Here is a 12,438-nt window from a genome sequence, read left to right on the forward strand (position 1 = left end):
CACACCGGGCGCATCACACCTGGAAGTACAGCTCCGTGTGCAGCTTGCACCCCGGGTTGAACGCCGCCCCGCACTCCGGGCACGAGTCGGCTTCGAGGTAGTCCGCGATGGCCAGCGTCGTCGTGCACACACCGCACAGCACCGCGCGCTCGCCGCGCCGGTCGACCGGCCACTGCTGCGCCGGATGGTCCGCCGTCTCCGCGTGGCAGGCGTGGCACGGGTAGAACTCGCCGCAGCAGGCGAACCGGATCGCGATCACGTCGAGCGGGGTCCGGTAGTGGACGCAGCGGGTCTGGTCATCCACAGTGGGGCCGAGCACGCGCGGTCCGGCCGCGCCGCCGCTCATCGCACCCCAGGCGCCGCTCATCGCACCCCAGCCGCCGCTCATCGCACCCCAGCCGCCGCTCATCGCACCCCAGGCGCCGCTCATCGCACCCCAGGCGCCGCTCATCGCACCCCAGGCGCCGCTCATCGCACCCCTCTGGCCGTCAACGCGTCGCCCAGCTCGTCCGCGTGCTTGAACGCCAGCACCAGGAACGGGACCGCGAACGCCCGGAGGCCCGCCCGGGCGCCGCGCGCACGCTGGGCGTCGCGGACGTCCCGTGCCAGCCCGGCGAGCACCGGCACCGTGCTGAGCGTCACGGTCAGCAGCAGCGCCACGCGCGCCGGGTCGATCCGCAGCGCCCCGAGGGGTCGCAGGCCGCGCTCGACGGCGTCCAGGAGGTCGGAGACCCGTGTTGTGAGGACGAGTAGCGCCGCGAGCACGACGGCGGAGGCCACGCGCGCGGTGTTCGCGACCGCGGGCTCCGGACCGAGGAAGAGCAGCTGACCGGCGAGGGTGATCACGACCACCCAGCGTACGGCGAGCACCTGACGGGCGAGCTCGCGCATCCCGAGCATGCCGTCGCCGAGGCCCGCGAGCGCGTACGCGGCCACCGGCAGTGCCGCGGCGACCGCGGCGGCGACCCAGGTGGAGGGCAGCAGCGACACGGCGAGCACCGCCGCGAGGACGAGCAGCAGCTTGGGGCCGGCCGGCATCCGGTGCAGCGGCCCCGTGCCCGGGCGGTACAGCGTCAGCACGGGAGGCTCCCCTCGGCGAGCAGGTGCTCGTACGCCGCCACGACGTCGCCGGGCTCCCCGACCGCGACCGCGGTGCCGCCCGCGAAGAGCACCACCGTGTCGCAGCGGGCGGCCAGCGCCAGGTCGTGGGTGACCAGGACCAGCCGGTGCCCGGCGTCCTCCAGCAGGTGGTCGGAGACGCGCCGGGCGTTGCGGGCGTCCAGGTAGGCGGTGGGCTCGTCCGCGATGACGAGCTCGGGCCGCCGCACGAATGCGCCGCACAGCGCGAGGAGCTGCTTCTGGCCGCCCGAGAGGTCGTGGGAGGGCCGGTCGGCCAGGTCGGTGAGCCCGAAGCGGTCGAGGGCCTCGTCGACCCGCGCGGCCGTGGCCTCCCGCCCGAGCCGGTCGGCCCGGAGCGAGAAGGCGACGTCCTCGGCGACGGTCGGCATGATGATCTGCGCGTCCGGGTTGCTGAAGACGATCGCGATCCGCCGTCGCAGCTCGGCGGCGTGGCGGTCGGGATCGAGCCCGAGGACCCGCAGTTCGCCGCCGGAGGCCGGCACCAGGCCGCCGAGGAGGCGCGCGAAGGTGGACTTGCCCGACCCGTTCTCCCCGATCACCGCGATCGTGCGGCCGTCGAGGTCGAGGGTGACGTCGCGGAGCGCGTCGACCTCGCCGAGGCGGACGGCGACGCCGTCGAGGTGGAGGGCGCTCATCGCACCACCTCGAAGACCGCCGCAACGCCCAGCCCGCCGCCGACCGAGGCCGCCGCGACGCCGAGCGTCCCCGCCGGCGCGCCACCGCGCACGAGCCTGCTGAACAGCCGCACCACGGCCACCGCTCCGCTCGCGCCCCATGGGTGCCCGAGCGCCAGCGCACCGCCGTCGGCGCACACCCGCGGGTCGTCCTCCGCGACGCCGAGGCGCTCCAGGACCGCGATGCTCTGGGAGGCGAACGCCTCCACCAGCTCGAATGCCGCCACCTCGCGCTCGGCGACGCCGGTGCGCGACAGCGCGGAGAGGATCGCGGGCGCAGCGCCGATCCCGGGCAGCGCGGGGTCGCAGCCGACGACGGCACCCGCACGCACGGCGAGCCCGGGTGCGACGCCTGCCGGAGCCACGACGACGGCAGCGGCCCCGTCGCCGATCCGGGTGGAGGTGCCCGCGGTGAGCGCGCCTCCGGGGAAGAGGGCAGGCAGCCGGGTGAGCAGCCGCTCGGCGCCGCCGATCGCGTCGTCCCGGCCGAGGCCCGCCAGCGGCACCAACTCGCCCTCGAACCGTCCGGCCGCCAGCGCGGCGCGGGCGCGCGCGTGACTGCGGGCGGCGTGGGCGTCGAGGCGCGACCGGGGGATGCCGTCGTGCGCGGCCAGGTCCTGCGCCGCGCGGACCATGTCCGGGTCGGGGAAGCCCTCCGGTGCGAACGGCGCGCGGTCGTAAGCGACCCCGTCCACCGACCGGACGGGGGCGGTGGAGGCGCTCTCCGCACCCCCGGCGAGCCGCGGCCTCCGGTCGCCCCCCCGGATCGCGGCCGCCGCGTCCAGGATCGCCGCGAGCCCGCTCCCGCACTGCCGGTCGACGGTGCCACCCGGGATCGCGGGGTCCAGCCCGGCGGCCAGCGCCGCCACGCGCGCCGGATTGCCCCCGGGGCCCATGCAGTTGCCGAGCACGACGTCCGCGACGGCGACCGGCGCGCCCGTCGCTGCGGCGGCGTCGTCCAGGGCGGCGCGGAGGACGGGGGCGGCCAGCTCCTCCACGCGCAGGTGCGCGAGGGCGCGGCCGCGGGTCCCGATCGGGGTGCGGCGGGCGGCGATGACGACGGGAGTCTCAGCTCTCATACGGCCGCACCTCCCCGTCCAGCACCCGCCGCACCGCCTCCGCGCGCGCCGGCTTGCCCGCGGCGGTCCGCGGCAGCTCGGCCGCGTACCAGCGGCGCGGACGGTGGGCCGGAGCGAGGCGTTCGGCGGCGGCAGCGCGCAGCGACGCCAGTGGCGGGAGGCTGCCGTCCGGCTCCACGAAAGCGGCCACGAGCGCGCCGACGCGGCCGGTGGGGAGCCCGAAGACGACGGCGTCGCGGACGCCGGGAACCGACCGCAGCGCGGCCTCCACCTCGTCCGGCACGATGGTGGCGGAGGCGCTCAGGATCGCGCCGTCAGCCCGGCCGAGCAGGCGGACGCGCTCGCCGCCGTCCGCCGCGCGCACGAGCTCGGCCCGGTCGCCCACGGTCGCCCAGGCGCCGTCGCGCCGCAGCGGGCCGGCCGCACCGGCGTAGCCGCGGGCGACGTAGGGCGAGCGCACCCACAGCTCGCCGTCGCGCACGCGCAGCTCGACACCCGGGAACGGCACCAGCCCGTCGCCGTGGTCGACGGCGACGAAGGACAGCTCCGCCGCGCCGTAGTAGGCGGTCACGCGCATCTCCTCGGACTCGGCCCGCGCCCGCAGCGTCGCGTCGAGGTGCGAGCCGCCGACCAGCGCGGAGCGGATGCCGGACGCGGCGCCCGACTCCAGCAGCCGGCGCAGCGACTCGGGGGTGCCGTGGAAGCAGTCCGCCGCAGCGCCGTCCCGCACCGCCCGCGGGCCGCCGTCGAGCGCGTGCGCGAGCGAGAACAGCGTCAGCGACGAGGAGGCCGGGGCCGGAAGTGCAACCGCCCGGCCACCGCCCAGCAGCTCGGCCACGGCCGCGAACGACGATGCCCACGACTCGTGCGTACGCAGGACGATCCGCGGTGGACCGCTGCTGCCGGAGGTCAGCGTCGCCCACCCGATCGGGCCGGACCCGTCTGCGCCCCCTAGATCGGCCTGCGTCGCAACCTCCACCGCCGCGGCCAGGTGCGAGGCCGGACGCCGGCCGTCGACCACGAGCGGGACGTCGCCGGCCGCCCGCGCCTCCCGGAGCCGGTCCAGGAGGTCGGGGTCGTCGTCGCGCAGCGGGACGATCGGACTCATGCGGCCGCAGCGGTGTCCCGGCGAGGAGCGGGAGCCCAGGTGCGCCGGAACCCCCGCGGGTACGCACGGACCAGCGTCGCCACGATCGCGGTCGCGAGCACCGCCTTGACGAGGTCACCCGGCACGAACACGAGGCTGGTCAGCGCGGTCTCGCCGAGGGGGAGGCGGGTGACCAGGCTCTGCACGGGGATGCCGAACGCGTAGACGACACCGATGCCGCCCACCACGACGCCGACGAGCGTGCGCCAGACGACCGGCTTCCGGTTGCCGGCGTGGACGATGAGGCCGATCACCGCGGCGCCGGCGATCCAGCCGAACAGGTAGCCGGCCGAAGGCCCGACGAACACGCCGATGCCGCCGCGCCCGCCCGCCAGGAGGGGGAGGCCCGCGGCGACGAGGGCGAGCAGCACGGTCATCGACAGCGCCCCGAGCCACGGACCGAGCAGCGCGCCCGCGAGCATGACGCCGAGCGTCTGGGCGGTGATCGGCACCGCGCCGAACACGGTGAAGCCGCCGGGGAGGCCGAGGACGGCGACGATCGCCGCCATGACGGCGACGCGCGCGATGTCGGTCGCGTCGATGCCGCGACGGGCCGGGCGGGGTGCCGCGGGGCGGGAGGCCGCGGGCCGGGCGGCTGGGTTCTCCGCGCTCGTCGGCGCGGCCGGGGTCGTGCGGGGGGAGTCGGTCATCGGGGGTTCCTTCACCTGAACGCTGTTCACCTGAACAGCGTTCACTATAGTGAAACCGTGACGGGAAACGAAAGCGCACGCAGACACAGCCGCGACGACGTCGCCGAGACGGCCCTGCGCATCCTCGACGACTACGGCCTCCCCGATCTGACCATGCGCCGTCTCGCGGCCGCGCTCGATGTGCAGCCCAGCGCGCTCTACTGGCACTTCCCGAACAAGCAGACCCTCCTGGCCGAGCTCGCCGACCGCATCGTCGGTCGCGCCGCCGTCACGCCGGCAGACGCGCCTTGGCCCGGCCGGGTGCGCACCGAGTCGGCCGCCCTCCGCGACGCCCTTCTCGCCTACCGCGACGGCGCGGAGGTCGTGGCGAGCACCGCCGCGCTCGGCCTGGGCGCAGCCCCCGCGCAGCAGCGCCTGGAGGCGGCGGTCCGGTCGGGAGGCTTCGACGCCGAGACGGCCGACCGGGCCGCCACCGCGCTCCTGCACTTCGTGCTCGGGCACGTCTCCCACGAGCAGCAGCGGATGCAGTTCGACAGCATCGGCGTCGTCGCGACGGGGGAGGCGACCGACCCGCTCGACCAGGGCGAGTCCGCCGCGGCCTTCGCCTTCGGGGTCGACCTCCTCGTGGGCGGCCTTCAGCGGCTGCGCGACGGCAGCGCCGCCGAAACTTCCGCAGCCGAGGGGGCAACAGCCGAGAGCATCAGTCGCTCCCGAACGTGACCTTCCACCCGCCGACGACGGTGGTCGCCAGGTTGAACAGCGCCGCGAAGATCGCGCCGAGCGCCGACACCACGATGACCTCCAGCAGCGAGACCACCAGCGTGAACATCATCACGTTGCCGAAGGTCAGCCCGGCGACCAGGGCGGCGCCCTGCGCGCCGGCGATGCTCTCCAGGAACGTCGTCATCGAGCCGACCACCCCGACCTTGTCGAGCACGGACCAGCCGAGCAGTGCGAGCACGACGGTCAGGCCCGCGAGCACGATGCTGATCAGGAACGACATCTTCAGGGCGGACCAGAAGTCGATGTAGACGAGGCGCATCGTCGCGCGCTTCTTCTGCTTGGTCCGTGCCGACATCGACAGCCTCCCCGGTGGTGCGTTCTCGAACCGCTCACGCGGCTCCCCCATCGGGCGAGTCTATCCGACACGCCGACGCGGCGTCGGAAACGGCGAGGGCGTCGAAACAAACCGATCGACCGGTTATGCATGTATTATGAGCGTGCGGGGGCGATACGCCCGACCGACGTGCACGTCGCAGAGCGACCACTGGGGGGATGTCGGTCGGGCGGTTCCGCGAAGGAGCCGGGATCACTCCACGACGAGGTCCGGCAGGGTCCGCAGCGCGTCGAGCCGCCCCTCCGCGACGATCCCCGGCAGCAGCACGATCCACAGCTCCCGGATGCGCTGCAGCAGGTCAGCGCGCCCCGTCAGCGTGCTCGACACGAGTTGCACCCCCGTGAACGCCGGCGACAGCATGTGCGCGAACATCACCGGGTCGACGCGCTCGGAGACGTCGCCCTCCTCGGTCGCCCGCCGGATCAGGTCCTCGATCGACCGGAACCAGTCCTCGTACGGCTCCACGATCGCCTGGTCGGCCGTCCCGACGTCGGTGGTCAGCCGGATGCCGGCCTGGACCACCGGGTCCTCCTGGAGCTGCCGCCCGAGACTCCGGCAGAGCAGCACGAGCGACTCCAGCGCCGGCCGGCCCTCCGCCAGGATCGCGGCGGACGCCTCCATCGTGCGGCGGTGCTGCTCGGCGATGACCGCGAGTGCGAGCTCGTCCTTCGACGCGAAGTGGAAGTACAGCGCGCCCTTCGTGAGCCCGGACGTCTTCGCGATGTCCGAGATGGAGGCCAGCCCGTAGCCGCGCGCGCCGAACACTTCGGCCGCACCCCGGAGGATGGCGTCGCGGGTGGCGATGGCGCGATTCTGCGTGACCATGACCTGAACACAGTAGTGCCGACCGCCTCTGTGCGTGATGCATGGATTCGGTCGGGACGCCGTTCGACAGGGAACGGGACCAGACGCGGCGGCCCCCGCGGAGTAGCGTGAGCCTGTTAGCCGGATCACCCGTCGCAGCCACGCCGACCGAGGAGGACGCCGCATGACCACCGTCGCAGACACCATCGTCCAGATCATCCGTGAGGCGGGCGTGAAGCGCGTGTACGGCATCCCCGGCGACTCGCTCAACGGCTTCACCGACGCCCTCCGCCGCGCCGGCGACGTGACCTGGGAGCATGTCCGGCACGAGGAGGCCGCGGCGTTCGCGGCGGGGGCGGAGGCTGCCCTCACCGGCGAGCTGGCCGTGTGCGCCGGAAGCTGCGGCCCGGGCAACCTCCACCTCATCAACGGCCTCTTCGACGCCAACCGCAGCCGCGTGCCGGTGCTTGCCATCGCCGCTCAGATCCCGGGGCCCGAGATCGGCAGCACCTACTTCCAGGAGACCCACCCGCAGGACCTGTTCCGGGAGGCCGCGGTCTACACCGAGCTCGTCAGCCTCCCCGAGCAGATGCCGCGCGTGCTGGAGATCGCGATGCGCACGGCCATCGAGCGTCGCGGCGTCGCGGTCGTGGTCATCCCGGGCGAGATCCTCCTGGCGGAGAGCGTCGGCCGCACGCCGTCCGCCCCGATCGTCTACTCGCCGCGCGTCACGCGGCCGGCCGACGGCGAGCTGAAGGCCGCCGCCGACATCCTGAACGCCGCGAAGAAGGTCACCATCCTCGCCGGAGCCGGCGTCGAGGGCGCGCACCCGCAGCTCATCGACATCGCGAGCGCGCTGCGGGCCCCGGTCGTGCACGCCATGCGCGGCAAGGAGTTCGTCGAGTACGACAACCCGTACGACGTCGGCATGACCGGCCTGCTCGGCTTCTCCTCCGGGTACCGGGCGATGGAGGCCTGCGACGCGCTGCTCATGCTGGGCACCGACTTCCCGTATCAGCAGTTCTATCCGTCGAAGGCGAAGATCATCCAGGTCGACCTCCGCGGCGAGAACCTCGGCCGGCGCACGCCGATCGACCTCGGCCTGGTCGGCAGCGTCAAGGACACCGTGGAGGCGCTCCTCCCGCTGCTCGCCGACCGGAACGACACCAAGCACCTCGACGCGTCCCGCTCGCACTATCTGAAGGCGCGCAAGAGCCTCGACGAGCTGGCCGTCAACGACCGCAATCGCACGCCCATTCACCCGCAGTACGTCGCCCGGCTGATCAGTGAGCTGTCCAGCGAGGACGCGGTGTTCATCCCGGACGTCGGCTCGCCGGTGGTCTGGGCGGCGCGCTACCTGCGGATGAACGGCTCGCGCCGGCTGATCGGCTCGTTCAACCACGGCAGCATGGCGAACGCCCTGTCGCAGTCGATCGGCGCCCAGGCGGCGTTCCCGGGGCGGCAAGTGGTGGCGCTCGCGGGCGACGGCGGCCTGGCGATGCTGATGGGCGAGCTGCTGACGCTCGTGCAGAGGAAGCTGCCGGTCAAGATCGTGGTCTTCAACAACTCCTCCCTGAACTTCGTGGAGGTGGAGATGAAGGCCGCGGGCTTCGTCAACTACGGCACGGGGCTGGAGAACCCGGACTTCTCCCGCGTCGCGCATGCCATCGGCATCCACGGCCAGCGGGTCGAGAAGCCGGACGAGCTGGAGAGCGCGCTGCGCACCGCGTTCGCGCACGACGGCCCGGCCCTCGTGGATGTCGTCACCGCGCGCCAGGAGCTCAGCATCCCGCCCGCGATCACCGCCGAGCAGGTGAAGGGCTTCACCCTCTACGCGATCCGCACCATCATGTCCGGTCGCGGCGACGAACTCATCGACCTCGCCGACACGAACGTCTTCCGCCGCCTCTTCGACTGACCGTCTCCCCCTCCCGCACCCGCCCAACCGTCGAGTACGCGAAAAGTCAGCCCAAAACCGCCGAGTACGCAGAGAATCTGCGTACTCGGCGGTGTGGGTCAGTTGATGCAGACGGTGCTGGAGTAGTTGGTGGTGGGGCCGGAGTGCGTGGGGGCCGGCGCAGGCGCAGGGGCGGCCGGGGCGGCGGGGGCGGCGGGCGCGGCGCCGGGGGCGGTCGGCATCAGGCCGTCCTCGCCGAGGACGACGGTGACGCCCTTCACGCTGCTGGTCTCCTGCACCGCCGCGCCCGGGAGCAGAGCCGCGACGGCCTTCGCCTGCGACTCCTGCCCCGACGGGTACTGGATGGTCGTGGTCTGCTGCGAACTCGCGTCGCCGGGCGTGCCGGTCGTGAAACCCGCGGCCTTGAACGTCTGCGTCCCCGTGGCCGCCGCGCCGTTCATGCTGCCGCCGTTCAGCACGGTCACTTTCGTGTCGGACGGCTTGGCCGCCTTCGCGCTGTCGTAGGCGGACGGCGTGCCGGTCAGGCTCTTGATGAAGGCCGGCATCGCGGCCGTGTCAACCTGCACGATCGACAGATCCGAACCGTCGACCGTGATGGTCGGGGTGCCCGAGATCGGGATGGTGGCCGACTGGAGCTTGCCGCCGGTGAGGCCCTGGAGCTGTCCGGCGAGCTGGAGGAAGTTCAGCCCGGGGTCGGTCTCCAGCGATCCGCTGATGGCGTCGAGCGCGCTGGTCAGCTTGCCCGGGTTCAGCAGGGTCCCCGCGGACAGGAACTTGTGCGCTTCCACCGAGAGGAAGTACTGCTGTCGCACCACGCGGTCGAGGTCGCCGCGCGGGAGGCCGTGCCGCTGACGCACGAACGACAGCGCCTGCGAGGCGTTGAGCGTCGAGACGCCCGCGGGGAAGTTCGCACCGGAGTACGGGTCGTTCACCGCGTTGTTGAGGCACACCTGCACCGGCCCGAGGGCCTTCGCGATCGTGTAGAAGCCGAGCAGCGAGACCCGCACGTAGTGGTCGATCGTGAGCCCGGTGAGGTTCTGCACGGTCTGGATGAGCAGTTTCGCGCCGTTGGTCGGGTCGCTGCCGCCGCCACCGAGCGAGAACGCCGAGTTGAGTTTGTTCATCCCGTGGCCTGGCACGTCCACCCAGGAGTCGCGAGGGAGCGAGACGAGGGTCGCCGACTGCCCGTTGGCCGGGATGTGCAGGATCATCATCGTGTCGGTGTTGGTGCCGCCGCCGTCCTGCGTGGTGCTGAGCTGGTTCAGCTCCGCCTGCGTGGCGTTGTCGGGGCGGTGGTCGTCGCCGACGAGCAGGATGTTCTGGTCCGCGTGGGTGCCGGTCTTGCTGATGACGTCGACGTGGTTCACGCCGCCGACGAAGCGGAAGTAGCTGTACGCGGCGTAGCCGCCGAGCACGACCAGGAGCACGGCCAGACCGGCCGCGGTCCAGGCGACGATGCGCTTGGTACGGCGGTGCTTCTTCGGCCGCTTGCCGCCGCCGGAACCGTTGCCTCCAGAGCCGTCGCCGCCGTCGCCGAAACCACCGTCACCGAAGCCGCCGTCCGCGCGGCTGGGGTCGGGCGAGCCGGACAGTCCGAAGAGGTCGAAGGGCGCCCCGGAGGCTCCCGCACCGGCTCCGCGCGGACCCGGGGTGCCCGCCGCTGCAGCGCCCGCCGAGGCGCCCGCTCCCGCGGCTCCGCGCCCCGAGGGCACGCCGGACGCCGGCCGCGTCGCCCGCACCGGCCGGCGCGGGTCGGCTGCGGGAACGCGTCCGAAGATCTCGGTCGGCGGCTCGGGTCGGTCGTCCCGGCCGGCGCCGGAGTCACCTGTGGGATAGTTCGGGCGTCGCACACAACGACGCTAGGGGGTACGGGCTGCGAACAGCCTGGTTTTCCGCGGTGTTCCGGCGGAATGACCAGCAGATCAGCGAGGACTTCTCAGCATGCTCACGGCAACGAGGCCGCCGCGGCTGCGAGAACCCTCACTCATCCGCCGCGGCGGGCTCGTCCCCGGAGGCCATCGCGCCGGTCATCCGGGTGGAGATCGCGAGCAGCTCCTCCTGCTGTTCCGGCGTGAGCGCGTCGAAGAGGATGCGGCGGATCGTCGCGGTGTGTTTGGGGAGCGCCCGCACGACGACGCGGCGCCCGTCGCGGCTGAGCCGGATCCAGCTCGCGCGGCGGTCCTCGGCGCAGTCCTCGCGCTCCACCAGGCCGCGGCCCTCCATGCGGGTGACCTGGTGCGAGACCCGGCTCTTCTCCCAGCCGGTCAGCTCGACCAGGTCGCGCACGCGCAGCCGCCGCCCGGGGGAGCGCACGAGCGCCATGAGCACTTCGAGCTCGGAGATGGAGATGCCGTCGTCCCGCTGGAGCTGGGCGTCGAGGGTGCGATCGAAACCGCGCCGCATCAGGTAGAACGCGTGGAAGAGCTCCGCTTCGGCAGCGCTCAGCTTGCGCGGATCGGGTCGGGTGCGCGCGGTCGCCATACGTCATCCTTGCACGCGCGTCATCCGTGCAGGCGTCGGCGTCCGCGTCAGGGACACCGCGGCAGCGGCACCCCGGCTCAGTGCGCGAGCTGCTCGAGGAACACCACGAGCACACCGAGCGCGACGATGCCGACGAGCACGATGAGCTGCTTCCACGACGCGAGCCCGGTGCGCGACACCGCGATCCGCGCGATCACCGCCAGCGACGCGATGAGGGCGGTGATGGCGAGAGCGACGGCCGTCCGCGCATCCATCCAGCCGAGCATCGCCGCGGCGAGCACGAGGACCGGGATGACGAGGACGGTCAGCGCCCGGGACGCGACGGCCAGCAGGTGCCGGAACTCGCGGGCGGTCGGCAGGGTGTTGTGCACGATCATGTGCGACACCAGGTCGGAGGCGAGGCCCGCGAGCAGCACGCCGACGACCGAGATGACGAGCGTCCACAGCACCGTGGGTGAGTCGAGCTGCTCGCCGTGGGCGTTCAGCGCCATCAGGATCGCGAGCGCAGTGAAGGTCACGTAGATGCGCTCGCGGAGCCGGTCGCCGGCCTCCCTGCGCTCCTCGTCGGTGGCGTCGGCGGGCAGGTGCGCGTCGTCGGGAGCACGCCGGTCTGACATGCGTCGAGCATAGGGCCACCTGCCCTTGCACGCCTCAGGTCTGGCAGACCGGGCAGAAGTAGGTCACCCGCTCCTCCAGCTCGGTGCGCCCGAGCTCCGAGCGGCGGATGAGCGTCCCGCAGCGCCGGCAGGGCCGCCCGTCGCGGCCATACACCCAGGTGTTGCGGCCGCGGCGGGTGTCGCCCGTCGTCACCCGCACCGTGCGGTCGCGGTTGGCGACCAGCATGCGACGGGCGAGGTCCACCGTGGCCGGCAGGTCGGCCTCCCGCACGGGGCGGGTCGGCAGCATCCCGCGCACGAAGCACAGCTCGTTGGCGTAGACGTTGCCGATGCCGGCGAGGTTCCGCTGGTCGACCAGGGCGACGGCGATCGGGGTGTCCGGGTGCGCGGCGAGCCGGCGGACGGCCTCCTCGGCGTCCCAGTCCGGCCCGAGCAGGTCGGGACCGAGGTGGCCGACCACCTCGTCTTCGCGCGCCCGTGGCACCACCTCCAGGATCCCGAGCTGGAAGCCGACCGCCTGCGACTCGGCGGTCTGCAGCACCACGCGCGCCTGGAAGCCGGGATGCCGCCAGCGGCCGCCCGGCGGGTAGACCTCCCACGAGCCCTCCATCTTGAGGTGGCTGTGGATAGTCTGGTCGCCGACCCGGATCAGTAGGTGCTTGCCGCGGCTGAGCACCTCGTCCACGTGCCGGCCGCTGAGGTCGACGGTCGCGTACTGCGGCACCCGGAAGTCGGTCTCGGTCAGCAGCCGCCCCTCCAGCGCTCGGCGCAGGCGCGCGGCGGTCTGGTAGACGGTGTCACCCTCGGGCAT

General features: G+C 73.3%; 14 protein-coding genes. 2 read left to right on the forward strand and 12 right to left on the reverse strand.

The window, feature by feature from the left end; genetic code table 11:
- Positions 1-13 precede the first annotated feature (13 nt).
- From ABIA36_RS09880 to ABIA36_RS09905, 6 genes are read right to left on the reverse strand one after another with little or no spacing between them, the layout of a single operon-like run.
- Positions 14-472 carry a CHY zinc finger protein gene (locus tag ABIA36_RS09880; protein WP_369962203.1) on the reverse strand — a complete coding sequence of 153 codons (459 nt, stop codon included), beginning with the start codon at positions 470-472 and terminating at the stop codon, positions 14-16.
- The gene (locus ABIA36_RS09885) at positions 469-1,080 is read right to left on the reverse strand and encodes an energy-coupling factor transporter transmembrane component T (RefSeq protein WP_369962204.1); all 612 of its coding nucleotides are present in this window, start codon (positions 1,078-1,080) and stop codon (positions 469-471) included. The genes ABIA36_RS09880 and ABIA36_RS09885 overlap by 4 nt, the downstream gene beginning before the upstream one ends.
- Positions 1,074-1,775 carry an energy-coupling factor ABC transporter ATP-binding protein gene (locus ABIA36_RS09890; RefSeq protein WP_369962205.1) on the reverse strand — a complete coding sequence of 234 codons (702 nt, stop codon included), beginning with the start codon at positions 1,773-1,775 and terminating at the stop codon, positions 1,074-1,076. The genes ABIA36_RS09885 and ABIA36_RS09890 overlap by 7 nt, the downstream gene beginning before the upstream one ends.
- Positions 1,772-2,893: an acetyl-CoA C-acyltransferase gene (locus ABIA36_RS09895; RefSeq protein WP_369962206.1), complete on the reverse strand. Its 1,122-nt coding sequence runs from the start codon at positions 2,891-2,893 to the stop codon at positions 1,772-1,774. The genes ABIA36_RS09890 and ABIA36_RS09895 overlap by 4 nt, the downstream gene beginning before the upstream one ends.
- On the reverse strand, positions 2,883-4,001 hold the full coding sequence (locus ABIA36_RS09900) for an AMP-binding protein (protein ID WP_369962207.1): 1,119 nt from the start codon (positions 3,999-4,001) through the stop codon (positions 2,883-2,885). Before ABIA36_RS09900 ends, ABIA36_RS09895 begins: the two co-directional genes overlap by 11 nt.
- On the reverse strand, positions 3,998-4,549 hold the full coding sequence (locus ABIA36_RS09905; RefSeq protein ID WP_369963732.1) for a biotin transporter BioY: 552 nt from the start codon (positions 4,547-4,549) through the stop codon (positions 3,998-4,000). The genes ABIA36_RS09900 and ABIA36_RS09905 overlap by 4 nt, the downstream gene beginning before the upstream one ends.
- Before the next feature lie 198 nt (positions 4,550-4,747).
- Here ABIA36_RS09905 and ABIA36_RS09910 point away from each other — a divergent pair, with 198 nt between their 5' ends.
- Positions 4,748-5,410: a TetR/AcrR family transcriptional regulator C-terminal domain-containing protein gene (locus ABIA36_RS09910; protein WP_369962208.1), complete on the forward strand. Its 663-nt coding sequence runs from the start codon at positions 4,748-4,750 to the stop codon at positions 5,408-5,410.
- Here the strand turns inward: ABIA36_RS09910 and ABIA36_RS09915 are convergent.
- Together ABIA36_RS09915 and ABIA36_RS09920 are read right to left on the reverse strand one after the other, a co-directional pair.
- Positions 5,391-5,819 (reverse strand): DUF3566 domain-containing protein, encoded by a 429-nt coding sequence (locus tag ABIA36_RS09915; protein WP_369962209.1) that lies wholly within the window; start codon positions 5,817-5,819, stop codon positions 5,391-5,393. The genes ABIA36_RS09910 and ABIA36_RS09915 overlap by 20 nt on opposite strands.
- 180 nt (positions 5,820-5,999) lie before the next feature.
- Complete coding sequence (locus ABIA36_RS09920) at positions 6,000-6,632, reverse strand: ScbR family autoregulator-binding transcription factor (protein ID WP_369962210.1); 633 nt, start codon at positions 6,630-6,632, stop codon at positions 6,000-6,002.
- Positions 6,633-6,795: 163 nt separating this feature from the next.
- Here ABIA36_RS09920 and poxB point away from each other — a divergent pair, with 163 nt between their 5' ends.
- Complete coding sequence (poxB, locus tag ABIA36_RS09925; RefSeq protein ID WP_369962211.1) at positions 6,796-8,529, forward strand: ubiquinone-dependent pyruvate dehydrogenase; 1,734 nt, start codon at positions 6,796-6,798, stop codon at positions 8,527-8,529.
- Positions 8,530-8,627: 98 nt separating this feature from the next.
- Here poxB and ABIA36_RS09930 read toward each other — a convergent pair whose 3' ends face one another.
- From ABIA36_RS09930 to ABIA36_RS09945, 4 genes are all read right to left on the reverse strand, one after another.
- The gene (locus ABIA36_RS09930; protein WP_369962212.1) at positions 8,628-10,379 is read right to left on the reverse strand and encodes an LCP family protein; all 1,752 of its coding nucleotides are present in this window, start codon (positions 10,377-10,379) and stop codon (positions 8,628-8,630) included.
- 130 nt (positions 10,380-10,509) lie between these two features.
- The gene (locus tag ABIA36_RS09935) at positions 10,510-11,010 is read right to left on the reverse strand and encodes a MarR family winged helix-turn-helix transcriptional regulator (protein WP_369962213.1); all 501 of its coding nucleotides are present in this window, start codon (positions 11,008-11,010) and stop codon (positions 10,510-10,512) included.
- Between the two features lie 77 nt (positions 11,011-11,087).
- Positions 11,088-11,627, reverse strand: coding sequence for a hypothetical protein (locus ABIA36_RS09940; protein WP_369962214.1), 540 nt, complete (start codon positions 11,625-11,627; stop codon positions 11,088-11,090).
- Between the two features lie 34 nt (positions 11,628-11,661).
- Positions 11,662-12,438 carry a DNA-formamidopyrimidine glycosylase family protein gene (locus ABIA36_RS09945; protein ID WP_369962215.1) on the reverse strand — a complete coding sequence of 259 codons (777 nt, stop codon included), beginning with the start codon at positions 12,436-12,438 and terminating at the stop codon, positions 11,662-11,664.

This window comes from Leifsonia sp. EB34 (assembly GCF_041260585.1).
In the GTDB taxonomy this organism is placed as follows: domain Bacteria; phylum Actinomycetota; class Actinomycetes; order Actinomycetales; family Microbacteriaceae; genus Leifsonia.